This window comes from Rubripirellula amarantea (assembly GCF_007859865.1).
GTDB lineage: Bacteria > Planctomycetota > Planctomycetia > Pirellulales > Pirellulaceae > Rubripirellula > Rubripirellula amarantea.
In genome coordinates this window covers 3,009,600-3,034,572 of the sequence record NZ_SJPI01000001.1, presented here as the reverse complement: position 1 = coordinate 3,034,572, position 24,973 = coordinate 3,009,600, and the positions used below count along the sequence as shown (strand labels likewise).

The 24,973-nt window shown below is 51.8% G+C and carries 21 protein-coding genes and 1 pseudogene; 21 read left to right on the top strand and 1 reads right to left on the bottom strand.

The genetic code is table 11. From position 1 onward, the window contains the following. Position 1 precedes the first annotated feature (1 nt). The 16 genes and pseudogenes from Pla22_RS11150 to Pla22_RS25200 all read left to right on the top strand — a co-directional run bounded on the left by Pla22_RS11150 (position 2) and on the right by Pla22_RS25200 (position 18,397). Positions 2-2,650, top strand: a complete 2,649-nt coding sequence (locus tag Pla22_RS11150) for a hypothetical protein (RefSeq protein ID WP_207310333.1) — start codon at positions 2-4, stop codon at positions 2,648-2,650. Next, complete coding sequence (locus Pla22_RS11145) at positions 2,651-3,598, top strand: glycosyltransferase (RefSeq protein ID WP_146514680.1); 948 nt, start codon at positions 2,651-2,653, stop codon at positions 3,596-3,598. 311 nt (positions 3,599-3,909) lie between these two features. Then, entirely contained in the window at positions 3,910-6,858 is a 2,949-nt protein-coding gene (locus Pla22_RS11140) for a right-handed parallel beta-helix repeat-containing protein (RefSeq protein WP_165440600.1), read from the top strand. Between the two features lie 35 nt (positions 6,859-6,893). Continuing rightward, positions 6,894-7,103 (top strand): transposase, encoded by a 210-nt coding sequence (locus tag Pla22_RS11135; RefSeq protein WP_165440599.1) that lies wholly within the window; start codon positions 6,894-6,896, stop codon positions 7,101-7,103. After that, positions 7,104-7,252, top strand: a pseudogene (locus Pla22_RS26040) (IS256 family transposase); the annotation flags it as partial. Further along, positions 7,209-7,397, top strand: coding sequence for a hypothetical protein (locus Pla22_RS11130; RefSeq protein WP_146514678.1), 189 nt, complete (start codon positions 7,209-7,211; stop codon positions 7,395-7,397). The pseudogene Pla22_RS26040 and the gene Pla22_RS11130, both read left to right, overlap by 44 nt. A 349-nt stretch (positions 7,398-7,746) precedes the next feature. Next, the gene (locus Pla22_RS11125; RefSeq protein ID WP_146514677.1) at positions 7,747-8,424 is read left to right on the top strand and encodes a methyltransferase domain-containing protein; all 678 of its coding nucleotides are present in this window, start codon (positions 7,747-7,749) and stop codon (positions 8,422-8,424) included. A 337-nt stretch (positions 8,425-8,761) separates the two neighbouring features. Next, positions 8,762-10,072: a phenylacetate--CoA ligase family protein gene (locus tag Pla22_RS11120; protein ID WP_146514676.1), complete on the top strand. Its 1,311-nt coding sequence runs from the start codon at positions 8,762-8,764 to the stop codon at positions 10,070-10,072. Positions 10,073-10,098: 26 nt separating this feature from the next. Continuing rightward, a complete protein-coding gene (locus Pla22_RS11115) occupies positions 10,099-11,289 on the top strand; it encodes an aminotransferase class V-fold PLP-dependent enzyme (protein WP_146514675.1) in 1,191 nt (396 codons plus the stop codon). A gap of 47 nt (positions 11,290-11,336) precedes the next feature. Continuing rightward, positions 11,337-12,563: a glycosyltransferase gene (locus Pla22_RS11110; RefSeq protein WP_242632046.1), complete on the top strand. Its 1,227-nt coding sequence runs from the start codon at positions 11,337-11,339 to the stop codon at positions 12,561-12,563. Then, positions 12,544-13,503, top strand: a complete 960-nt coding sequence (locus Pla22_RS11105) for a hypothetical protein (RefSeq protein ID WP_146514673.1) — start codon at positions 12,544-12,546, stop codon at positions 13,501-13,503. The genes Pla22_RS11110 and Pla22_RS11105 overlap by 20 nt, the downstream gene beginning before the upstream one ends. After that, entirely contained in the window at positions 13,500-14,843 is a 1,344-nt protein-coding gene (locus Pla22_RS11100) for a VanZ family protein (RefSeq protein WP_146514672.1), read from the top strand. The genes Pla22_RS11105 and Pla22_RS11100 overlap by 4 nt, the downstream gene beginning before the upstream one ends. A 67-nt stretch (positions 14,844-14,910) precedes the next feature. Continuing rightward, positions 14,911-15,690 (top strand): hypothetical protein, encoded by a 780-nt coding sequence (locus Pla22_RS11095; protein WP_146514671.1) that lies wholly within the window; start codon positions 14,911-14,913, stop codon positions 15,688-15,690. 65 nt (positions 15,691-15,755) lie between these two features. After that, positions 15,756-16,097, top strand: a complete 342-nt coding sequence (locus tag Pla22_RS11090; RefSeq protein ID WP_146514670.1) for a hypothetical protein — start codon at positions 15,756-15,758, stop codon at positions 16,095-16,097. Positions 16,098-16,158: 61 nt separating this feature from the next. After that, the gene (locus Pla22_RS11085; RefSeq protein WP_146514669.1) at positions 16,159-17,058 is read left to right on the top strand and encodes a PEP-CTERM sorting domain-containing protein; all 900 of its coding nucleotides are present in this window, start codon (positions 16,159-16,161) and stop codon (positions 17,056-17,058) included. Positions 17,059-17,785: 727 nt separating this feature from the next. Further along, positions 17,786-18,397 carry a glycosyltransferase gene (locus Pla22_RS25200; protein ID WP_165440598.1) on the top strand — a complete coding sequence of 204 codons (612 nt, stop codon included), beginning with the start codon at positions 17,786-17,788 and terminating at the stop codon, positions 18,395-18,397. A 26-nt stretch (positions 18,398-18,423) separates the two neighbouring features. Here Pla22_RS25200 and Pla22_RS11075 read toward each other — a convergent pair whose 3' ends face one another. After that, positions 18,424-20,136 (bottom strand): FAD-binding oxidoreductase, encoded by a 1,713-nt coding sequence (locus tag Pla22_RS11075; protein ID WP_146514667.1) that lies wholly within the window; start codon positions 20,134-20,136, stop codon positions 18,424-18,426. 184 nt (positions 20,137-20,320) lie between these two features. Here Pla22_RS11075 and Pla22_RS11070 point away from each other — a divergent pair, with 184 nt between their 5' ends. The 5 genes from Pla22_RS11070 (at position 20,321) to Pla22_RS11050 (ending at position 24,971) form a co-directional block, all read left to right on the top strand. Then, entirely contained in the window at positions 20,321-21,478 is a 1,158-nt protein-coding gene (locus Pla22_RS11070) for a glycosyltransferase (protein ID WP_242631938.1), read from the top strand. A gap of 68 nt (positions 21,479-21,546) precedes the next feature. Then, entirely contained in the window at positions 21,547-22,575 is a 1,029-nt protein-coding gene (locus Pla22_RS11065) for a FemAB family XrtA/PEP-CTERM system-associated protein (protein ID WP_146514666.1), read from the top strand. Further along, on the top strand, positions 22,572-23,207 hold the full coding sequence (locus Pla22_RS11060; RefSeq protein ID WP_242631937.1) for a YdcF family protein: 636 nt from the start codon (positions 22,572-22,574) through the stop codon (positions 23,205-23,207). Before Pla22_RS11065 ends, Pla22_RS11060 begins: the two co-directional genes overlap by 4 nt. A 25-nt stretch (positions 23,208-23,232) precedes the next feature. Beyond that, entirely contained in the window at positions 23,233-23,727 is a 495-nt protein-coding gene (locus Pla22_RS11055) for a hypothetical protein (RefSeq protein WP_146514665.1), read from the top strand. Between the two features lie 116 nt (positions 23,728-23,843). Then, entirely contained in the window at positions 23,844-24,971 is a 1,128-nt protein-coding gene (locus tag Pla22_RS11050; RefSeq protein ID WP_146514664.1) for an ABC transporter permease, read from the top strand. Positions 24,972-24,973 lie beyond the last annotated feature (2 nt).

The window sequence follows — 24,973 nt, the reverse complement described above, 5'->3', positions numbered from 1 at the left end:
GGTGAGTGTCGAAAAACACACTCCGGCAGACTTTGCCCCAATGCGTGTCGTCTTCGAGGCATCGGAAACGGCTGCTTGCAAAGCCACCCGTCTGTTCCGGATGAGCGTCCCATTCGCGAGCGGAAGCGTTAGTCACGCGAATCAAGTGGGTATTCGTGTAGGCGCTAACAATTTACGCACGCAGGTCAAAGTGCTTCAACGGTGGCCAGACGGATCCATTCAGTGGTGTTCCATTGTTTGGACCGTTCCCCCCGACGAAGATCAATGGCAGGACTCGACAGAGCTTGTCGCTGCAATGCCGATGTCTCAAGACCCTCCTATTACTCAGTTTTCTATCGAGTCATGCGGGGAACACGGACTAGCGATTCGATTAGGAGGGGTCGAGCATAGCGTTAGATTCCGCTCGGTCGACTCGAGGAACAACGTCTACGAAGCAGCGGGGGGCTCGTTTGAAGTATTAGATGACGGACCGATTTGCAAGCAACTTTTGCTTTCAACTGGGATGCGCAGCGACACGGGTATCGAACTTCCATTGTTGGTTCGACTGTTTGTCAGCGTTTACCCAGATCTATCCACAGCGGTCTTCCGGGTGACGGTTCAGAACCCGCGACCGGCGGGGCATCCTGACGGAAACTGGGATCTCGGGAACGCAGGCTCGCTTTTACTGCGAGACCTTTCGTTCGTTCTTTCACTTCCAACACAGGAGCACTCCAAAGAAGAACCCATGATCCGTTTGGATTGTGGCGACGGCAAAAAACTTCAGGGCGAATCGACCCTGAATCTGTTTCAAGCGTCAAGCGGGGGTGCAAACTGGCATTCCCGGAATCATCTCAACAAGGATCGCGAGATTCCACTTGCGTTTCGTGGCTACCGCGCGAACATCGGTGAAAATCGTCAAGCAGGACTTCGTGCGAAACCACAGGTCGTTCGTTCTGTGGGCGACTCGACCGTTGCGATCGCAATGCGAGCCTTTTGGGAGAATTTCCCAAAGTGTATTCGAGTGAACGACAATTCGCTGCAATTGGGATTATTTCCCGAGGAGTCCGGTTCTCTTCACGAACTGCAGGGCGGCGAGCAAAAAACTCATGAGTTCGCAATCTTCGTCGGAGAAGGCAAAGCGACGGATGGTCCACTTGATTGGTACACGAGTTCTTGCAGGCCATCGCTATCACCAGGAGATTACGTGAGGTCACAAGCTATTCCATTTTTGACATCGCGCAGTGACGACCCCAACACGAATTATCACGATCTGGTCGATTCAGCGATCGTCGGACCGGATAGTTTTTTTGCAAAACGCGAACTCATCGACGAGTACGGATGGCGGCATTACGGCGATATCTATGGCGACCACGAAGCCATCTACCACGAGGGCGAGGGCCCAATGATTTCGCACTACAACAATCAGTACGACTGCACGTGGGCATTCGCGATCCACTTCATGCGTACTGGCGATTCACGCTGGTTCGATCAGATGGTTGCAATGGCAGATCATGCATGGGATATCGACACGTATCACACCGATGAAGACAAGAACCTCTATAACGGCGGATTGTTCTGGCACACCTACCACTATGCCGATGCCGACACGGGAACGCACCGTAGCTACCCACGTCATTTGAAGACTTCGGGGATGAAAGGTGGTAAGGATCTCAAGGAGTTGGGAAGCACGGGTAAGAAGCTCGCACAGAACTATGGAGTCGGTGGAGGCCCGTCGGCTTCGCAGAATTACCCGACTGGCTGGATGTATGCGTACTTTCTGACCGGTGAGCTACAGTATCGAGACGCGGCAATCAATGCCGCCGACTACGTGATGCGAATCGAGGATGGCACAAAAACAGTTTTCCGTTGGCTCTCAAGGTCAGAGACGGGACTCTCGATTGAGAGTGGTGCGGGATATCACGGTCCCGGCCGCGCCTCCGCGAATTCACTACACGCGTTGATGACCGGGTACGAGTTAACTCAAGATCAAAAGTACCTCGACTATGCACGAAAACTCATCATGCGTGTGATACATCCGGAAGATAACATCGAAAAGTTGGATCTGCTTAATGCGGAGTTACGATGGTTCTACACGATGTTCTTACAGGCGCTCACGCGATATATCGATCTCAAAGCGGCAATTGGGGAGAACGACTCGTCATATGCCTTTGCAGTGGACTCATTAAACCACTACGCGTTGTGGATGACCAATCACGAAGTTCCTACGCTGAGCAATGCGGACCGACTGCAGTATCCCAGCGAGACTTGGGCTGCACAAGACATGCGGAAGTGGCACATTTTGGAATACGCTGCTTGGCTTAACCAAGACGATTCGGAACGCCACTCAGCGTTGAGGAAGAAATCTGATTTCTTTTTTAATTATGTTTGTTCGACATTGCACACGATGCCTTCGCGGACACTTTGCCGTCCCGTCATCTTAATCGCTCAATTCGGTTGGCAATGGTCCTGGTTCCGAAGCCATCGTGCCTCCAAGAGGTTGCCAACTGCGAGATTGGTTTCGCATCCTCCAAAGCAGGCATTCACCCCTCAGAGACAGATCGCTTTGCGTCGCGCAAAACTCATTGCCTTGAGTTTCGGGGGCGGATTGATTGTAACACTCTGTTTTTTACTCGTCTATTCTTTGATCACATTTACCGTGGAGTCTCGCTGAATGTTGATGTCTGGTGTCTATGTAGTCTCTACGGAGCCTCCAGTTTTCTGTGTAGCGAACAACTATCTTGAAGTCGCTGCGGCTAATGCATCCGAAGCGGGAATGAAAGCTCATTTCTTGGTTTTCCCTATGTGGTACGCGGGCGATGCCCGAGGTGCAATTTCCGCGTTCAAAGCGACGTGGAAATCCCGTCCGCACAAGGTGTATTGGTTATGCAACGCACCAGCAGAGGAGCGAGCGCTTCGTCTGCTCGGACTGAATGCTTCGTTTTGCCATCACAATCTTTTTTGTGACGAGACACTATTTCGTCCGCGAGCAGAAAAGCAAGTTTATGATGCTCTCTATACGGCAGGATTGCACAACTACAAACGTGTCTGGTTGGCGTCAAAAGTTCCCCGGTTACGAATCATTACCGCTAGCGTCCAGGCTCTCGATAGACTCGACGACTGGGGGTGTTCGCATGCGGAGGCTAATCCCGAGTATCTTAGCAAGGACGATGTAGCAAGAGAGATTTGTCGTTCAGCTTGTTGCCTTGCCTTGTCAAAGAAGGAGGGTGGAATGTTCGCGACAACCGAGTACTTGTTATGTGGTAAACCAATCGTTTCAACTAAGTCAACGGGTGGGCGTGACTTCTGGTTCGATCCTGACAATCATGTTATCGCCGAGGCTGACTCGTCTTCCGTTTTAAATGCCGTTTCATCCATTTCGAAACGAACTTGGCAGGCGGAAAAAATTAGAGAACATACACTTACAAAGCTTCGGCAACAGCGAGAGATATTGCAGGACAAGATAAGTCAGATTTCGCGTCGTTCACTATTGTCAGACGCGACGGGAAACGAACTCAGCAAGCGGTTTGTTTTCGGTCCTCACCTGCCCAACCTTTTCTCATTTCTAGTTGGAAAGACCTCACCTTGTGCCGAAGTCAAGGCCGCGATCGGTGCATTGTAAGATCGACGCTGAGCTTTTTGTCGTGCCCGCTTACCTGTGACAATACATGCTGACAACCATCGAGTCTTTTTGAAAGTTGAGGGGACCAAAAATCTCGATGATCGATACACTTTGGTGGTATAGCTTAAACTGCGAGTGTATCGGTCCTTGGAAGCGACAGTCTCGACTTGTTTCAGTACTAATCGATCGCCACTAATCTCGCAACCTGTTCTCGACCTCTCTTCTCTCATCTCAGCATGACCCGACCAATGAAAATCCTCAGAACACGGCCAACGCACATTAATTGTATCGAGCGTCTGGAACGGCGGGCGATGATGTTTGTCCCCATTGGCATGGCGGGCGACGTCATGCCAGTTATCGATGACGAAATTGTTGAGGTAGGCGAAATCCTCCGCGTCGAGGCCGGTGAAACTTATGATTTCACAGAACTAAGAATCGAAGGAGAAGTTGTCGTTGAAGGGGAGCTTTTTGGGCAGACAATCTTCGTGGCTCCGGGTGGACGACTGGAACTCAACCCGGGCGCGGTCGTAACGATCGCCGACGTCGAGATCGATACTTCGGACGATCCTCATCAAATGGGAAATGGGATCTTAGTCGCTGGCGAACTCGACGTTAACGGGACGGAGAAGACTGCCTACGCAAGACTCGCAGAAGACGCATACGCGAACACAAGTACATTAGTCTTTCAAAACGTTCCAGATGATTGGGAGATCGGAGATGTGATTGCGATTGCTGATACAAGGCAACTAGCGCGGCAAGATCTTCAATATGAACCCATCCTGAACACCTCACACCCCGATCGATATAGGCTACGCCCAAAGGGCGGCTACTGGCACGAAACGATGCAGATCGTCGATATCGAGGGAAATTTAATTCGGATCTCAGAAGGGCTTGAACATGATCATATTGGGTTGGCTGGAAACTTCCCTCACGTTACGAATTTGACCAGAGATGTATTGCTTAGATCCGAAAACCCTGATGGCACCCGGGGCCATCTGATCGGATTTCAAGGTGCCGAAATGAGCATTGTGGGCGCGCAAATTGACGGTTTCGGAAGAACCACCGTCGATGTACTTGACAGTGGTCAAGTAACAGGAGGCCAAATCGAACATATTGGCACTAACCAGGTCGGGCGATACGCGATCCATTTTCACCACGTGGGAACATCCGGAATATCGGAAGTTCGTGGTACCGCCATAAACGGCTCGCCGAAATGGGGAATTGGCATACACGGAACCCATTTTATTGACGTCACGAACAATGCCGTTTGGCAGGCAGTTGGCGCGGGAATTGTTACCGAAGACGGCAACGAAACGGGCGTCGTGATCGAAGACAATTACGCCGGCGCGTCGAACGGATCCGGCGAATCGATTGACGGGCGCAAGGCGACGCCGTCCGAATTCGCATTCGAGGGGGCCGGCATTTGGTTGCACGGGGCGAGCCAGACTGTGGTGCGTGGAAACGTATCCGAGGGGAATGCGTTCAGTCAATACGCTCTTTTTCAGTTTGGCGATGGGTCCGATCCTAACAAGCGGCTTAAGGTACCGAAGGTGGTCGCAGCGGCTCTGAGCGACCCAACCCAATACGAGATTTATACGCAGGATACGCTTCGGGCTCACCTGCAGTTTGCTGCGTTCGAGAACAATATCGCGGCTGGCGGAAAACGAGGTTTTGACATCTGGAGCCTTCAGACAACGAATGAGTTCGTCGGATTGACGAGCTGGAACACTTCCGAATTCGCCTTCGCTGATTTTTATACGAGCAATGCTAAATTGATTTCGGACTCATCTTTCTTCGCGAATCCGGATATCAACGAGGGTTCAGTCGGAATCTCGCATCAAGGCGCGGCGAATCGCGGCGATCTCGACCTTTCAAAGGTGACGGTTTCTGGCTTCGCGATAGGTACAATCCTTCGACCAACAGGCCAAAAAGATGCCATAGTAAAGTCACGCTTGGCAGACGTGGTATTTCGGGACAATGACGTCGGATTGCTAATCAAGAATGGTGACGGAAGGCACGATACGATATCTGTTATCGATGGAATAGTTGACTCAATCAAGCTTGAATGGGATCTACAGCAACGCTCACAGCTTTTCAGAGGCGATCACTCGCAGCGGATCGTTATAAATGGGGTAGATGCTTACTTTGAAGAGCAGCACCCCGACTACGTCGTGCCCAACGACAAACTGTTTGGGTATCCCGGCGAAGGGGTGACCAACCAAGATCTCTTAGATGCCGGCAAACGGCCAACACTTGGCAGGCTCATGCCTCCAGACGCCTTTCGTCCCGATTGGCTTCTGGCAGGCCGACTGAGCCATACGAGTAGCGTATCGCCACCAATCCCGGAGCCCACTCCCGAAGACCGCGTCGAGCAACTGACATTTCGAGAATTCGGAACCTTAGCTCCAACCGATGTCGCGTTCTTGACCGCGGGGCAGATTGAGTCGATTCCAAATGCTTATTGGTTTGGGACGATTTCTGCGGCGGCCCGCGCGAATCTGTCGTTGGAGCAGGTGCAGCGTCTCAACGTTGCTTCGCGCGGCACGCTTCATTTGCTGACGGAGAAACAGCGTCAATGGCTCACCTTCGAACAGATTCGTTCAGTGAGTTTTTATGACTTCCCTGTTCTTGATGAGAACCAAATTAAACTAATCCATCCAGTGCGATTCTCAGATATTCCTAGTGCATACTGGCTCAGCCGGATCCCCGCCGGGGTTCGGGAACAGCTTACGCCACCTCAAGTGCAGAATCTCATGGTAGACGCAGCGGGCATGATCACTTATCTCACGCGTACTCAGATTTCGTGGCTGACCGAAGCACAAATCCAATCACTTCGCTACCAAAATTTTGTTCCGCTTTCGTCATCGCAGATTAAGTTGTTGACGCCAACCCAGCTTGCCTCGATCCCCAATCAGTATTGGTTCAGCGAGCTTTCTCCTCAAGCGCGAGCAGCACTCGAAATAGATCAGGTCAGGAACCTCCAGGTTTCGAATCCCGGAATTATCAGCCTGCTGACTGAGATGCAGATCCTATCGCTAACTGAGACGCAAATCCAGACTCTTCATTATGCGGATTTTCGACACCTTGCAGAGTCTCAGGTTTCAGCACTAGTCAATTCGCAACTTGAATCAATCCCGAGCTACTATTGGTGGACGGAATCCTTTTCAGAACAGTCAATCGTTGCCTTATCAGAACGGGGGATTCAATGGCTGAATGACGGCGTCTTCGTTCCGAGGCGACTGGTCGCGTCAAGATTCTGAATATTGGGGCGAGTGCTGTCTCGATTGGACGCAATTTGGAGACCAAGACCGGCAAGGTTGTCCTGAAAGTGCCACGACTTCGCAAGCTTCCCTTTGAGACTCGAATCATCGAACGTTACGAACGGCGTGAGTCGCGCGTTGAGGATACTCACTTGGAGAAATACCTGCTTGGCGAGTCTGTTTGCCGTGTCAAAGGCAATCACCGAGGTTCGCTAATAACCCGTGTCACCTCATCCACTCAATAGCACACGACTCGAATTCGCAGCAACAACATGCTTGAACGATTCACGAAAGACATCCGTCGCCGCACAATATTCGGTGCTTTTCCAGATGGGCGGAGGCATTGATGCATGTCGCAGCTAGACTGCGACACATCGCTGGCACGAAGTGGTAAACTCGCTGCAACTGGCATGGACCGACTGCAACAACCTACGGCAGAAGGACACGCCATACACGAGACAAAAGCAGACCGACGCGCAGTGCCAGTTCACGAACAACTCGATCCCAAAAATATCTTCTTTCAGGCTCAGTTCGACTAGAAAAGCTCGCTCGAAGGAATTCTCAGAGAAGGAGCAAGGTGAAGTCGGCCAGCGATGCGGAAATCGATGCATTTGTCGTAATGCATGAAGACCGCCGCGATGATTGTTCTTGACAATCGGTCGTCAAGAACAGGCAACTTCCAGAGCGCAAGAACCCAACGAATGCCAGTGCATTTCCATTACGGAGGCCTTGGGACGTCGATTGATGCGTATGAGCGGACTGCACACTGCTGAGCGTTTAACAATGCGTTGTTTCGTCGTCTCTATCGGGTGGTGAGGCAAATGAAAGGGAACTAGACTGCAATCCGTTGCTTCTGCGTTTCGTTCACCTTATCCATGAGAAGATTGCATGTGGTTGCTAATTGGAAAAATAGCTCGGCTCGCGCGACGATTCTTCAACTCTCCCGTCGCGACAGTGAAGGATGTCCCAACCGACATCGAGTCGTTGCGCATGCATTTGAGGGGCAACTCCATCTTCCGCCGCCCTCAAGATTTGGCTTTCGCCTCGCATTGCCCAGCAAGAATGCTTGATGAAATGATGGCAATCTGGAAACCAAACAGCGTATTAGATGTTGGGTGCGGGACAGGAAAGGCGATTGATCACCTTTTGTCCCTTGGTTTAACGGACTTGGTTGGCCTTGAAGGGTCTCAACTAGCGATTGATCACGCGAATCAACCAGAAAAACTTTTTTGCCACGACCTGACCAACCCGATCGATTTAGGGCGAAAGTTCGATGTAGTTTACAGTTTCGAAGTGGCAGAACATTTACCCCCACAAGCAGCAAACATCTTCGTGGACACGTTGGTTAATCACGGCAACCGCATCCTCATGACGGCAGCCCGTCCCGGTCAAGGCGGAATGGGACATCTCAATGAGCAAGAACCCGCCTACTGGATCGAAAAGTTGAAGAACCGGGGATTCGAATACGCTGAGCGAGATACCAATCTTCTCAAGGATGTTCGTGACGAGCACTACAAGAACATCATGGCCTTCGTGCGTCGACCGCCGGGCGTGTCAAACGCGTGAAAACACCGTTCGTAGCTGTCCAAACCCTAATCACCTCTCTAGTATCGTGCGACGGCTCATCTTGTTTGCTCCACCGACCAGCTCTCGTTAGTTAGTTCAATCCAGTTCTTGATGTTGGTGAAATATGAGCAAGTCCTCACATCGACATTTTACTAACCTTATAACCGTTTCACGCTGTTTCGTTGTGCGAGCCTGTCTTTCGTTTGGCTGCTTACTCACACGGAGTGACTGTGTTCAAACAGCGGTTCCGCCTAAGGATGCGAGTGAGGTTGCAGTTCGGCGGTTTCGAGCGCTCATAAAGCAAGCTAGAACCAAGGTTCCATTCTATGCAAGCCGTTTGGGAAACATTCCGACGAAAGACGAAGGAGCCATAAATCGTGATGGCCTTTCGCTTTTCGATTGTCTGACTCAATTCCCATTGACGACCAAAGACGATGTTGAAACCAACTTCCCCGATCGAATCACTGACGGCAGCGATTCTTCGGATTGGCGATTGATGTCAACACGGGGCACCGCACAGCGACTGATCACTGTTCAAGGATTTGCAAAGCGTGATGCCGTGCGAGCGGCTCAGCTAAGATCACTTCGCCTCTCAGGTGGATATCAACCAGGCATGCCAATGGTCGAGATCCCGCCGGAAATCTGTGACGTGGTGTGTGGAGATGAAGGCGAACGGGACGAGGGGGTGCTGTCGCAGGCCTGGGAAATGTTCCGGAACCGTAGACTATTGGATGCCAAATCTGTTCGTGAATTGCGGGGGCTCGTTGAGCGTCATTGGATATTAAACCGAAAAATGTATCCGGGATTCGGACGCTTCGGCTCACACCCGCCCAACCATGTCCTGGATGAGTACGTTAAGCGACTTCGACGAGACCGCCCGTATGTTCTCAAGGCGCTCGCGACCTACCTCGTGGCAATCGCCAAACACATTCGAGACAACAACGTTCAACCTTTGTCCATTCCTGTGATTAAGACGATGGGTAGTCGCGTAACGCCTAGTCAGCGTGCCGTGCTGGAGCAATCGTTTGGCGGAACCTACTGGGATGATTACGGTAGTGCCGAGTTCGGATCCATCGCCTGCGAATGCGATCAACACGATGGCCTTCATGTCTTTGACGATCTGTTTTTCGTTGAAGTCGTTGACGCAGAGGGCAAACGTATGCCTGATGGAAAGCTTGGCTGGATCGTGGTAACCGACCTTGTAAACACCACGATGCCTTTGATCCGCTATAAGATTGGCGACGTTGGAACGATGACCGCCGAGACCTGCCAATGCGGTCGAACAGCACCGCGTATCAAGGTCAAAGGGCGGGCTTTCGACACCATCGTCGATGGGCAATCACGCTGGCGAACCACCGACGACATTGTAGATTTCTTGGAGGATTTTCCAGGTGTGGATTCTGGGCAACTCACAGCAATTGGAAATCAACGCTATGAGCTGACGGTCGTAGAAGATCCGAAACAGACGCTAGACCAACCGAAACTTTGTGATGAGTTTTCATCTTGGATTGGTCAAGACGCGAAAATCGAACTGCGTGTCGCATCAACGCTTCAGCCTGAGTCCGGCGGGAAGTTTCGGTACGTTCGAGGTGATCTCGATCAGCAACGCGCCGAGCAGATCGTAAGCAGCGGCTTCTCGCCTCCGTGAACATATCACCGCAGGATACGACAACCTTGGAATTAGATCACGATTACTCCGACGATTTTCCGGCGCTGTCATCCCGTCCGAAACCGATGGTGTACCTTGACAGCGCGGCGACAACGCTCAAGCCCAACACGGTCGTTGACGCGGTACGTTGGTTCTTAGAAAACGGCACTTCATCGGTACATCGTGCGTTCCACACAAGAAGTATCGATGCTACGGATCGCTTTGAGGGAACGCGTGAGCGATTGGCACGCTGGTTCGGCGCCGACACCGATGAGATTGTTCTGACCCATGGCACGACCGAGGCGATCAACCTAGTGCGTCATGGATGGCAGGGACTTCGCCGTGTCGCAACAACGCTGATGGAACACCACAGCAATTTTGTGCCTTGGATGGACCTGGAACGCTGCGACGTGATTCACGTCGACTCGACGGGAACGCTGGACTGGGAAGGACTCGAACACAGTCTTAAGACAGGCATCGACTTAGTCGCTGTCACGCAGATGAGCAATGTTCTTGCCGCTGCCGTAGATTTGGAGCGGTTGGTTCCGCTGGTTCATCGATATGGGGCTCGCGTGCTGATCGATGCAGCACAAACGGCATCTCATGATCCACCCAATGTGCGAAACTTAGGTATCGATTTCCTGGCTTGTAGCGGGCACAAGATGTTAGGGCCGAGTGGCTGCGGTGCACTCTATGTAAAGCGAGAACTGCATGAAGAACTCAAGCCCATGCTGCTTGGTGGCCACATGGTAGACCACGTTTTTCCGGATAGTTGGACAATTCAAAAAGCCCCGCAGCGATACGAAGCGGGGACACCGCCTATCGAGAGCGTGATCGGTTGGGGTGCCGCCATTGATTATCTCCAACAAATCGGCACCGCAACGTTGAAGCAGCATTTGAGCGAGCTCAGCTCCTACTTGATTGACCGACTTGAATCAGTCCCCGGTGTAAAGATCGTCGGGCCTTCGCGCGGCCAATCCCGTGGACCGCTCGCGAGCTTTTCTGTCGAAGGATTGGAAGCCTCGGCGATCGCGAGAATTTTGGCGCAACGGGACGAAGTTTTCGTTCGTGCAGGCTTCCACTGCGCCCAGCCGCTGCATCAGACTCTCGGATTGCGGCCTTCTGTCCGAGCAAGCTTACAGATCTATAACACACGAGCCGACATAGATCGTTTTGCGAAGATCCTCGGCAGCGTTGCAAAATTGGGTGTGATGTGAATTACTCTGCAACATCTCAACCGAACTCTGCTGAAAAACATTTATTGATGAAGGATTCTGGGCAATCGCACAACGCAAATGACAACAAATCAGATCGACTGCTCGTTTTTTCTGATGACTGGGGACGGCATCCGAGTAGTTGTCAGCACTTGGTGCGGCGTTTGTTGCCGGAAGTGCCGACGACTTGGGTCAATACCATCGGGATGCGACCGCCTCGCTTGGATTGGCTAACGCTTCAACGCGGTGCAGGTAAGATTGCGGGGTGGCTGAAACGGCCACCGACCGACGAATCGGCCCAAGGGGCTACGGATTTGCCGGCGGGTTTATCGGTGATCGATGCAAAGATGTGGCCTTGGATGACCCGTGGCCACGATCGCTGGCTTAACCAGCAATTACTGACTCGGCAATTGTTCGCGGCGGCCCAAGACGCGGTGGTGATCACGACGATTCCGATCGTTGCCGATCTGGTCGGACATCTGCCCGCGAAGCGGTGGGTCTACTACTGCGTGGATGACTTCTCTGTTTGGCCGGGGCTTGATAGTCAAATGCTGGGCCAAATGGAAAATGCATTGCTACCGAAGATGGATGTGATCGTCGCGGCCAGTGACACGCTCGCCGCCGGGATCGCGTCACGAGGGCACCACGCCGAAGTCCTCACGCATGGAGTCGATCTAGATTTTTGGAATCAACCACTGCAAAACAGCGAAAACGATCCTCTGGTTGATCACCCGCAAGTCGCCGCTGACGCTGCTCCGTTCGTTCTTTTTTGGGGTGTTGTTGATCGCAGGTTGAATGCCGATTGGGTGCTCGCATTGGCGGATTCCATGTCGGCGGGCACGATTGTGTTGGCGGGGCCACAACAGGATCCAGATCCTCGGCTGCATCATCATCAACGTATCTCGTTGACAGGAGCAGTTCCGTTTGAATCGTTGCCCGCATTGGCAAAACGGGCGGCGATCTTGATCATGCCCTATGCCGACTTGCCGGTAACGCGGGCCATGCAACCGCTGAAGCTAAAAGAATACTTGGCGACCGGATTACCGGTGGTCGCGAGTTCGTTGCCAGCCGTCAGGGAATGGAGTGATTGTTTGGAAATGGTGGATGACGAATCGGCATTCATCGCATCGGTTAAATCAGTTCTGGACGCGGGCGGAGACGTGGACGATCGCTACACACAGCGACGACAGGACCGACTCTCGTTAGAAAGCTGGGAGAAAAAGTCTGAGCTGTTCTTTCGTTCGGCTGTTAAAGACGGTGACCACGCAATCGCCTAAGTACCTGCATCGGTCATTAGGGATGATCGCGTTCACGCTCGTCATCGCATGCCTTATGTTTGCAATTGGACGTCTCCCCCAGTTACCCTACAACGTGCGAGAATTGTTCGCTGAGAACGCGATCCTGGCTTCCCTTGGACTGGCCGTTTGCTTCGTGCTTCTCGCCGCTCATCCCTGGTGGACAGCAGATCTGTGGATCCGGAACAGCGTCCCCGATTTCGCGTGCAATGTCCTTTGCACGTTTGCAGTTGCGACAGTGGTATTCATCATCATCCACTTCGTTGCACCGATTGAATCGATCGATGACGTGGTAGGAACGCCGGTACTGGAGATCGGAGAAACGACTGAACGCTGGTTGCGATTCATCGCACTGGTCCTTGGCGCGCTTTGGGCTCAGGCAATAGGGATTCTAATGGGCAGGATGAATTGGGGAATGCTTCAGAAATGTTGGCTCACATTGGCTTGTGCAATTGGAGGACTGATCGTTTCGTATTCAGTTGTCGTTTTGCATGCATGCACTGACAACTTGACTGAACTACTCGAGAACGGGGGCAAAGACATTCGCGCGTTTGGTATTCCTCTTTGGCTCGCAGCAATGGGCTGGACCGTTGCTCGGTCGATTCGTGTGTTCGACGGACATCCATCGCTCAATCAATTCAGCACGATTTCGATCACGATCGTTGCGAGTTTGCTGATAGGCTGGATCCTTGTGAATGTCGCAACCGATTCGCACATCGAAAAGTACGGGAAAACATTTTCTGCGATTCAGTTTCTGCTCAGCCCAGAACGCTCGGACTATCAATCTGACAATCAAGTCGTGGTTCGTTTTTGCGTCGTGCACTTTGCCTTCATGACCCTAATCCTGGCCGGCTGGGGAATGTATCGCGGTTATGGGCGGCAGCAATCTCTGGAGAGCGAGCAATCGCTTGAGATGCGATGACTTGTCAAAGAGCTTGTGCTTTGCTGTTTGTTGCTTGGGCGTTGATGCTCACGTATGGCTCTTGGCATCCGTTCCGAGTTGGTCCCGACACGGTGGGTGACGCTTGGAAAACATGGCTTGCCAACGGTTCAGCAAAAGGACAATCGGTCAGTGACCTAGCGGTGAACCTATTTGCCGGGGTTCCACTTGGATTTCTTGGTGTGATGGCGATCGCAAAACTGAAACGCTTTCACACGATACGCATGCCTTCGGTCCTGATCGTATTGATAGTCATCGTCGCGATCTCGCTTGTCGTTGAACTTGGGCAATGCAGAATCGTCGGCCGCACGTCGTCGATGAACGACACGGTGGCCCAGGTCATGGGCGGGCTGCTGGGTTCGTTGATCGCTTGGTTCGCCGGCGATTGGATACGAGGGCGTCTGGATGTCATGACGTCATCATTTCAAGAAGCACAATCCAAAGCGACCGCGTTGTTACAACTGTATGCTGCTGGGTACTGCTTGTGGATGCTCATACCGTTCGCGCCAGTTTCGTTGTCGGAGTTAGCGGCCAAGTGGCGTACGGGCATGATATCCATGACCGCATTCGCGGAATTTGATCCTTGGCAGGTGACCTATACCTTGGCAGTTAGCTCAGTTGCCGCAGTCCCCATTGGTTGGCTAGTGGCCCAATTCTTTCTAAACATTAGCAGGAGTAAAAACTGGCTCGCAGCGATTTCAGTCGCAGTCGCGGTGGTCGTATCACTGGAATTCCTGCAGATCTTTGTCGAATCTCGTGTGGCTGCTTTGGATGACGCAATCGGATCCGCCGCGGGGGCCTTGATCGGCGTTTGGCTGTTCGCGCGAGTCTCAGAAGCTCCTGATCACTTTGAATCAGGATCGCTCGCCGGACTTGTGCCAACGCTATGCGCTCTCTTGTTGACCGTGGCGTATATCGCCGTAGCTTTGGCGCCATTCGATTTAGCGACCACGTCCTCCGAGCTGCGAATGAATCTCCAACGATTCGAATCGAGCAACTGGCTTGAGGGCAACTCAATGCTGATGGTTTCGAATCTATTTCGCTCCTTCCTTTGGTCTATCGCGCTGGGAGGATCGATGGGATGGGTTGTCAGCCAATCAAAGACTTACACGAAGGCACTTTGGGTCGGGGCCTGCATTGCTTCAGTAATAATCTGTGTTGGTACAGAAGCGATGCAATTCCTCTCACTTCAACATGACCCTAGCGTGCTTGATGCGATCGCACGCTTGCTTGGAGTAGTAGTTGGATTGTTTATTGCCCGACTATTCCAATTTGACGCAAACCATATGACGTTAGCCAACTCAAGAACCAAAGAAGCATAGTGTAGGCCGTATCCAGCAAACCAATTTGGCGCCGGAACTTCGGTTGAGATTTTGGAAACCGCTAGCGATGACAGAGTGCCTTCCAGTTGGATTGGTTTGCACAGCTACGGCACTGTTCGATCGACCTTGGTCCGGCCGACATGCAATAGCCGGGCTAGCCGCTGGATGGCATCGAAACACTCGTGCCCGAATTTTGGACGCCGGCGACATTCAATGCGAAGTTCAAATTTCAAATCTAGGCAACAAAACGTCGGCTTCCCAAACGTTGAGCTACGGGCGCTGCTACAAAGATTTGCTTCAGTCTTACGATGGTAACGTCGGCGACATGCGAATCGTGCCGGGCATCGACCACGAACGTCAAACGATTCCGTTTGACTCACCTTCACTAGCAAATTCTACAGGGCTGTTGTCCAGGCTGCGGCCTCAAGCTTGTTGGTTTTCGGTTGACCAAGGCAGTCTCGTACTTGGCCAACCTCAGTTTGTTTACTCAGAACAGCCCCGTGTGGGAAATCTGGCGCACTCTGCAGGTGCAGCGGGTTGGGTGTTCACGTCCGACAATCACCTGATTTGGCGTGTCAAGAACGCCTGCCTTCACTGGTTGTACGAGCACGGAATCGTAGGATTGACCAGCATTATCGTCGTCCAGATTGTGTTCCTGAGCGATGCCTGGCACATGCGGCGACGTCTCTCGCCCGAACATTTTAGCGTTCTCTGCGGGTTGGGCGGCTTTGCGTCCGTCATGTTGGTCGGATCGCTCGTGGACACGCCGGCCCTATCCTCTCTCGCGATCGCCGTTGCTGGATTGTGGTGGAATCTATCAGTACAAAATGAGGAAACCCGTACTTGAGCCCCTTGCAACCCCCCCAGACCTATACTAACCTAGCGTTTATGAGCCCACGAATCTTCACAATCGTGTTTTTCCTCCTTGTTGGCGCTGTTCGCGTTGACGCGGGGGTGATCGTCGAGAGTGGCGTCGAGCGGCTATCCATTTCCCAAGACGCCAAACTTAGCGTTTTGACGAGTTGGGTGGCATCGCAACAAGCGGACGAGCCTTTGAGTGACTACGTCGACGGCAAGTGTCGTGACACATTGGCTGGCGTGGCGATGGTGACGTCTCAATCCAACAGCACTCATGCCCTATCGCGCACTGAATTCCAGCTAAGCGATACACCTTTTCTTCTATGGCAGATCGCGTTTGCTAATGCGACCCTCCCTCCAAGTCCGCTGTTAGACGGTCTTCTGAAACCTTCGTAAACGCTGCCCGATCTTTCGGTTTTGTGTTTATAGAATTGTTTCTAAAATTTTGGAGAAGAAGATGTTACGTAAATTTTTATGTATCGCGGCACTTGCTGTATGTGCTGCTAATTCGGATGCGGGTGTCCTCGGTAGTTCACTCACTTTTGATGGATCACCTGATGGCCTTACCGATGACAGCGTTGGTGTGTTTATCGACACTAACAGCGACGGCTTTGCGGACGTTATCCAAGGCGTTGTTTACCTCGGAGCGTCAACGAAGACCGATCCAGATTCGATCTACAATGTCACTGGCGGAAATCTATATGCTGCATACTCAATAGGTTTGGACCTGGTATCCGCTACTGCGACGCAGCAGGACTACACCGGTACAGCGGCACCTGCTGGATTCAGTGTGCTAGACATCGTGAATTCGCTCAGTCAGCCAGTCACGGACCTCGCAACGACATTCCGCAGTGCTGGCTCGGCTGCACTTGCCATTTTCACTGATAATGGAAGCGCAACGCAAAGCACGAATCTATCAGCATTCAAGAACACGGGGGCCGCGAACTCCGCCTTGGATTTGAACTACACTGGTACCGCTACCGAGTTTGATGTGGTTATGGTGGCCGGATTCGACGGAATCGACGATTACTACACAATTACCAACTACATATTGGGCGGTGGTTTTTTCACTGGAACTTTCGACGGTGCGTTCACCGTCCTGAGGGACGAGTTTAATAGCTCAGTTCAGTATGTCCCAATTGATGATGGTGTAGCGCTTGGCGATATCGTGATTGCAAGCCAAGGCAATGACCCAGCCGGAGCTGGTTCGTTTTCTAGGGATAATACCAATGGATTTACGTTTGGTGACGAAGCCAATTTCCTAATCAATCCAGTTCCAGAACCAGCAACCGTGTTGGCATTTGTTGGGATTGGAGCAATCGGGCTAGGCGCACGACGTCGTCGCCGAACTGCCTAACGAGTGGCTTATCTGACAGTCACCTAATTGCTTTGAAAGTGGACGCTGGCCAGTCTGGACAGCGTCCACTATTCTTTTTGGACGGATGTTCATGACGCCCCCCCACAATCCCGTCCTGATCTTTTCTGAAGGGATTAGTTTCTGTCATGTTGTCAGACCGCTGATCATAGCCCACTGGATCAGAGAATTGAGTGACGCTCAAGTTCTCGTCGCGGCGCCCACAAATAGGCGATCATACTTTGAGAAGGATGGATTCAAAACTATCTCAATCAGAACTGCGGATCCCGTAAGAATCTATAGCCGATTGGCTCGCGGAAGCACACTCTATAGGACAGCCGAGCTCAATCAGTACTATCGGGACGATCGCGAGCTTCTAATTAAAACGCGGCCATCTGTAGTTGTGGCGGATTTTCGATTCCCACTGTTGCAACTCGCAGCGCAAGCAGGCATTCCAACAATTGGGATAACTAGTGCCAGTTGTCATCCAGAATTCCAAATCCCCAACTCGGTAGCCAATTGCTTCCTCGGCCCCTCATTCATTCCGTCTGGCCTAGTCGATGGGTTGAACGAAACCTGGTTTGGGCGTGTTGCCCGCGAACGCGTTATGCGCAGCATTTCTCGACCTTACCAAGCGTCGTCACGCGCAAACGGCTTGCCAGTACTAGGAAGCTTTTTCGAGTATGCAAGCCAAGGCGATCTCTGCCTCCTGTCGGACCATCCGACAGTCATGCCAGTTAAAAACTTGAGACGAGAAGATTGCTACACGGGTGTCCTAACTTGGAATCAGAATCGAGAGCATCAAGATACGTCGTTCAGTTACGATGGCAGCAACTGCAAACGCATTTACATTACCGTTGGTACTCAGGAATCTATGGCAACTGACTTCTTGCCCGAAGTCATTGATGCCCTTTTAAAAGAAGGCCACTACATCATCGTTTCAAAGGGAGGACGAAACTTTCAAATACCTCGCACACACGAATGCTTGGAAGTTCACGACTTTCTCGATGAAAATGCGTTGCTTACCACAATAGATCTTTGGATATCCCATGGCAGTGCAATGAGCATTTACAACGGGTTGTACTACGGTGTGCCAATCATTTCGTTACCAGTGCAGGCTGACCAGCACTTTCACAGTGTTGCTCTTCTGAGACTTGGCGTGGGTGATTTGCTTAGACCTCGCGATCTTAGAATTGAAACACTTCTTGAAAAGGTCAAGCACGTTCTCACTGATGCAGAAACTCGTACACGATGCAACTCGCTTCGCAAAGAATTGACTAACGGCTACATTACAGAACAAGCAAGGCAAAGACTAAGTGAGTTTCTAAAAGAAGCAATCTAATAGCAGTCGTCCCCAGGATTGAAATTCTATATCGAGCTTTCTCGATATAATGGATAACCGAATTGAAGGAGCTTGCTCCTTAGTTCGTTGCCACATTCTTCCGCTCTCAAACTTTCGTCATGACTTGATTTATCAAAGCATAGGTTGGTCACGCATATTGCTGAACGCTTCTTGACGGGCGATATTGTTATAGGCAAATCAAATCCATAATCATTTGCAATTGACTCCATGCAGTCAATCAAGCGTTTGGCGTCGGAACCGAGAAACGGAATCACGGGGGACTTCCAAATAAGGCCCGCGTCGATCACCTGTCCAGACTCAGGCCTGTTTCGAAAAAACGCGCCTTCCAGATGGTTCCGACACGGCCGACCGTGAAGCAAATCCATTACATCATTTATTGACGACGTTAAATCGCGAAGCCAATCAATCCGCTTCCATTTTCTCAACAGTGGCACCCCGTAAGCGGCACGTCGCGCCGCATCAATGTACTGCTTTCGAAAGAAGTGCACAGAACAGACGCCCCGTAATTTACTCCGTATTCTTGCTCGCCTATCAGCAACGCTACTACGAGTCCCATAGATCCCTCCCAGTGCATTCCAATTTGCCACTCCAGCGCGTTTCCTCATCTCCGAACGTTCATCTTTGGAAAGCAGTTTGTGGACGGGACCTCTCGCCTTCATCCATGGCTGCGAAGACATCACCCTCAAGTCATTAGCCAGATGGATGACGCCATTGATTGTTTCATCGATACACAATGGCCGTAGGCGATCAATCACTTTGAAAAATGCGTCATGGTCGTCAACCTTAAACGCAAATCCCTCAATTCTCTCGGGACGTGGCATCATCCAAATCGTCATCCGTGTAACAACTACAGAGTTGTTTTGAGCCAACATCCCTTGTTGACAAGGCCCCTGGCCATAGGGGTAGACATTCCCAACCTGACTATTGGAAATATCACCGAAACCAGAGTGATGAATTTTTCCGTCCGGTGTTATGTATTGGTAGTTGCATGAATAGGCAGTCCGGTCGCCATAAGGCGTGTGTCCAAATCCGCGCTGCAGAACGTTACCAACAATGCTCGCATCGGGCCCAGCTCCTGTTGCATCGAGCATCAACGAACTATTGCGTTTGATCAGTTCATCGTAGAGTTGCCCTTGTGACACCCCCGGTTCTATCACGGCATAGGCTAGTTCTTCATTAACTTCGATGATCTGATTCATACGTCCCAGATCTATGATCAGTTGTCCATCCTTTGGTGCACAGGCATCACCATAACCCCAATTTTTTCCGCAGCTGATTGTATGAGTCGCTAGTCCGAAGTTCTTAGCAGCCAAGATGACCTGCTGAACCTCTTTCACATCACGGGGCCGGACAATGATTCCTGGTGTGGTACCGACAGGAAGCGTGCATTTCCCGTAGCGATTCTTGCTATTTTCATCACACAAGACATTCTCTTTCCCGATAGTCGCTTCGAACCAGCATCTTACATCCGCAGTTACCGGCGGTTGGCCAGCCCCGTTTATTGATGCAACTGGCACTTCGCTTGTCAGGGTTACGCTCGCGTTGATAGGTGATACTTGGAAAGCAGTTTCCCAATTAGAGAAAGGAGTTGGTGAAAGGGCCATTTTGTATGTCCGTGGATTTAAAATTTGTGCAATCAAACCTACGATTCTGTAACGACGCAGCGTGTTCCTATTCAACGTATCGGACTTATCGCCTTGGCTATCGCTGACATTCATGCTGGATATGCTGGATATGACGATTAGGCATTCGTTACTTGCGAAAAGGCCCCAGTCGGATCAAACGCTGTTGCCGATGTTGATTCGACAACGTGATTGCGAATTGCACGAGTTGAACAGGCGGCGACTTGTACAAAATGAACTCTCTCCCCCGAAATTTCGCCCTATGCTTTCGCTAATTTCTATGAGCTCCGATATTGTCTTCAAATCCTGCTCCCAAACACCGCTTGTCATGCATGTGCGCGTGGTGAGTGGGACGGGTGGTGGTCCGGATAAGACGATTTTGAATTCACCTCGCTTTCTGGATCCACTTGGGTATCGCTGCGTTTGCGTTTACCTTCGTGATCCTGGTGATGATGGATTCTCGGTCATCGCCGAGCGAGCGGCTGAAAAGAAGGCGTCGCTCGAGGCGGTGGATGACTTTGGAATCAAGGACGTTGGAATCGTTTCGCGACTTCGCGAGTTAGTTGATCGCTATCAACCGACGATCTGGCACGGACACGACTACAAAAGCAACCTGCTGGGACTGATGCTGCGACGTCGTCATCCGATGCAGTTAGTGACGACGGTGCATGGCTGGGTTCAGAAAACGTGGAAAACTCCGCTGTATTACTTTGTCGATCGGCAATGTCTACCACGCTACGATCGAGTGATCTGTGTCTCACAAGACCTGTACGATGATTGCCTTCGCAGTGGCGTTGCGGCAACAAACCTTTCACTGATTGACAACGCGATTGCCTTGGATGACTACGCCGCTAGTAACGATCCGGCTGAGGCGAAACAACAATTGGGTTTTTCGACCAACACCACGCTTGTCGTAGGTGTAGGCCGACTGTCCAACGAAAAGGGGTTTGATCTTCTGATTCGATCTATCGCCAACCTGATTGACTCCGGCGCTGACGTCTCATTGGCAATCGCTGGCGATGGCGCCGAACATGACTCACTGCAACAACTAATTCGATCAACAGGTCACCAAGACCGAATTCGCCTGCTTGGGTTTGTCGCGGATCCGAGAACGGTCTATCGTGCCGCCGACTTGTACGCGTTGAGCAGTCGACGTGAAGGCTTGCCCAACGTGGTGCTTGAAGCCATGGCAATGGGTGTCCCCGTTTTGGCAACAAAGGTCGCGGGGATGCCAACGCTGATTTCCGATGACGTCAATGGTCGACTCGTTGAACCGGACGACATGGATGAACTTCAACAAGCATTGGCGGCATTGATCGCCGACCCGAGTGCGCGACAGCGGTTCGGTGAGGCTGGGCGTCAGACCGTTGAAGAACGATTCAGTTTTGAAGGGCGAATGAAAAAAATGGTCGATGTTTACCGCTCGCTTGACTCTTGAATTGACTTGCAAGACTGGGCATCTACGATCGTCTTGAAATCTTCCGTGAGGGCGCTGGTCGAAAATTCGTGAATCAAATCCAAACTCATCGTTGGCCTTCGGATTGGCCGCTGATACATGACGCAACCTACGGGCGACTCAATGCGCATCATGAGTCTTGGATCAATAGCATCGGCAAGGGACTGCGTCACCAAACTTATCTCGCAACGGCAACTTGTGGTGATCAGGCGACGGGCGTTCTGCCATTGAACTTGGTGTCGGGGCCGCTGTTCGGTCGCTTCTTAGTTAGCATTCCATACGTCAACACGGGCGGAGTCTGGGCGAAGGACAACGAGACTGCGGTGCAACTGATTGATGCGGCCTGCGATCTTGCGGACGAGTTGGACGTCAACTATTTGGAGCTCAGACATGAATCGCCCGTCGATCATCCTCGGTTGAATTTCGAGCGAACCGAGAAGGTTCACATGCGCATGCCTCTTCCAGAGACGACCGAGGGAATCATGAAAAACCTGAAGTCAAAGGTTCGCAGCCAAGTGAAGAAGTCTGGCGAATTCGGTCTGCAGGTGAACTTCGGTGCTGATGAATTGCTCGATTCGTTTTATGCGGTGTTCGCGCACAATATGCGAGACCTGGGCACCCCTGTCTTCTCACGCAACCTGTTCGCTTATGTGTTGAAGGAATTTGGCGACGATGCAGAGATTTGTGTCGTGCGGAAGGAAGACCGACCGGTAGCCGCAGGTTTGCTGGTGCACTGCGATGGTGTGACCGAAGTGCCAAGTGCAAGTTGCTTGCGAGAGTTCAACCGGATGAATGCCAACATGCTGATGTATCGGCACTTGCTTGAGCGAGCCGTCGAGCGACGCAGTCATACGTTTGACTTTGGACGCAGCAGTGAAGGCAGTGGAACGTATAAATTCAAGGCTCAGTGGGGCGCGGTCCCTCATCCTGCATGCTGGCAGTACTATGTTCGCAAGGGCGACCCGAACGACATGCGTCCTGATTCCGACGGAAAACAACGGCTCGTAAAAATCTGGCAACGTTTGCCAGTTTGGCTGACACGATTGATTGGCCCCACGATCGTGCGTGGCATTCCTTGAACATTCCTGCCGACTCACGCGACGCTTCCAAGTGGCGGCGAAGATTCTGGTGTTTGGCAATCGCCTTGGCGGCAATCTGGATTGCAATGTCGTTTGCACAGATCCGCGGATGGATGATCATGCCATTGTACGTTCACGATCACCAAGCGGAGGGTGAAGTCGCTTATGTGATGGCCGATGGAATTGCGGTGTGGGAACGTTTGCACGCTGCAGCGGATCTTTATCATTTGAAACGAGTCGACGACATCTACTTGCTCGATGAACAACAGATGTCGACTTACAACTTTGTCCGGGGCCAAAACGACTCGCGTGTGCAACGTGAGATTGACTTCCTCGGACTGCACGGTGTCCCGACTGAACACATCCATACCGTTCGCCCGGTTGACGGTGACTGGCTTAGTTCGCGTAGCGAAGCTGTTGGACTGCAACGTGCGTTGCCTGGAGTGACGAAATTAGTTGTGGTCACATCGGCACCCCATACTCGTCGATGCCGGTTGTGTTTCGACCGGGTTTTTAAAGACGAAGCAAACGTGTCAGTTTGCGCGGCGACGAGTTCAGCCGATAGTGCCGAAACGCACTTTCCGATTTGGATTGAGTACGGCAAACTGATCGTTTACTGGTTTTGTGTTTAGTCATTCTCCCCTTGGTGCCAATCTGATGAAACGTTCTTGTCCGCAACAATCTGCTGCTAGCGTTGCCATTGCGATGCTTCTGCTGATATCGATTCACGGTATGTCATCGGTGCAATCGCAATCGCCTCGTCTGCAAGGCTCTGATGTCGAATACTCAGATCGAAAATCGCAACCGGAAGACGGCGTTCCTGCGTCCGCACTGCTGACCGATCACGGACGAGCCTTGGCGGAAGAGCTTCGCAACTTACGTCGAACTCGATCAAACCTAGGAGAGAAGCATCCAACTCGATCAGGCATCGATCGGCAAATCAACGATATTTTGCTTCAATTGAAGGCATTTGTCCCTGCAGAACCCGACGATGAAAATCCATTCCTGAAACAACCCAACCGGATCCGTGAACCCTTGTCGTCTAACCCGGCAATTAACGATACAGAACTGCGGCAATTGGTGCTCCGTTTGAATGAACGGGTCAACGACCTTGAATATCGACTGAAGAAGCTTGAGGCAAAAAACAAGTAATATCTCTACACCTGGATCTCGACTCGCTACAAACGGAATGAAGTTTGTTGATGGAATAACCGATACCACTCCAATGGCGTTTCAGTCCTCACTTCATTCCGACCGCGCAGAGTGTCATGCTTTGGAATATTGCGTTCCGCACTCTGTTTCACGATCGCGGCAAGCTGATCGCTGGCTTGATCGGGGTCATTTTTTCGGTCGTATTGGTCAACATCCAAGGCGGGCTTTTCTTTGGACTGATTCGAAAAGCAAGCTTGCTAGTTGATCGCAGCAATGCTGATATCTGGGTCGGCCATCAAGGGATGCACAATGTGGACTTTCCTCACGGCATTCCGGAACGCTGGATCCACCGCATCCGAAGCGTCCCCGGAGTGGAGAGAGCGGAACCGATGCGAATCGCGTTTTCAGAAATCTCGTTGCCTGATGGAAATTTCGAAGGCGTCATGGTCGTCGGGGTCGCCGAAGGTTCGGACCTTGGCCGCGCTTACGACATCGTCGAAGGTCCTAGTGACGCGTTAACGTACCGCAATAGTGTCATCGTTGACCAATGTGATGATGAAAAGCTGTTCGAGCCTGACATCGGAGAGATTCGCGAGATCGGCGGGCAGCGAGCAAGGATCTCCGGTAAGAGCCATGGCCTGCTAAGTTTTCTCGTCACGCCGTACGTGTTTACCGACTACGAGCGGTCTATCAATTTCTCAGGTGGTGACCCATCGTTGGCCTCGTACTTCCTTGTCCGCCTTCAACCGGGCATTGACGCAAACGATGTTTGCGAAGAGATCCGTCGTCGGCTGAAAGATGTGACTGCCGTTCCCGCTGAGCAGTATGCGGCAACCAGTATTCATTTTTGGCTGACTCGAACTGGCATCGGCCTGAGCTTTGGCGCGGCAACGTTTCTGGGTTTGCTTGTCGGACTCGTGATGGTGGCACAAACGCTGTACGCAATGGTGTTGGATCGCATCAGCGAGTTTGCAACGCTTAAGGCAATCGGATCAAGTGAAAGTGAAATCATTCTCCTGCTCGCTGCCCAGTCGACCGTCGTTGCGAGTCTGGGGATTGCCATCGGGGTCGTGATAACGATCCTGATCCGTCACTTCTTCAGCACGCCTCGAGCGGCGATCGAAATTCCGCTTGGCTTATACTTTGCTAGTGCAGGGTTAGTTTTCTTCATCTGCCTCTGCGCTTCGGCACTGCCTTATCTGCGCATCCGCCGCGTTGACCCTCATACTGTTTTGCAGGGATAAAG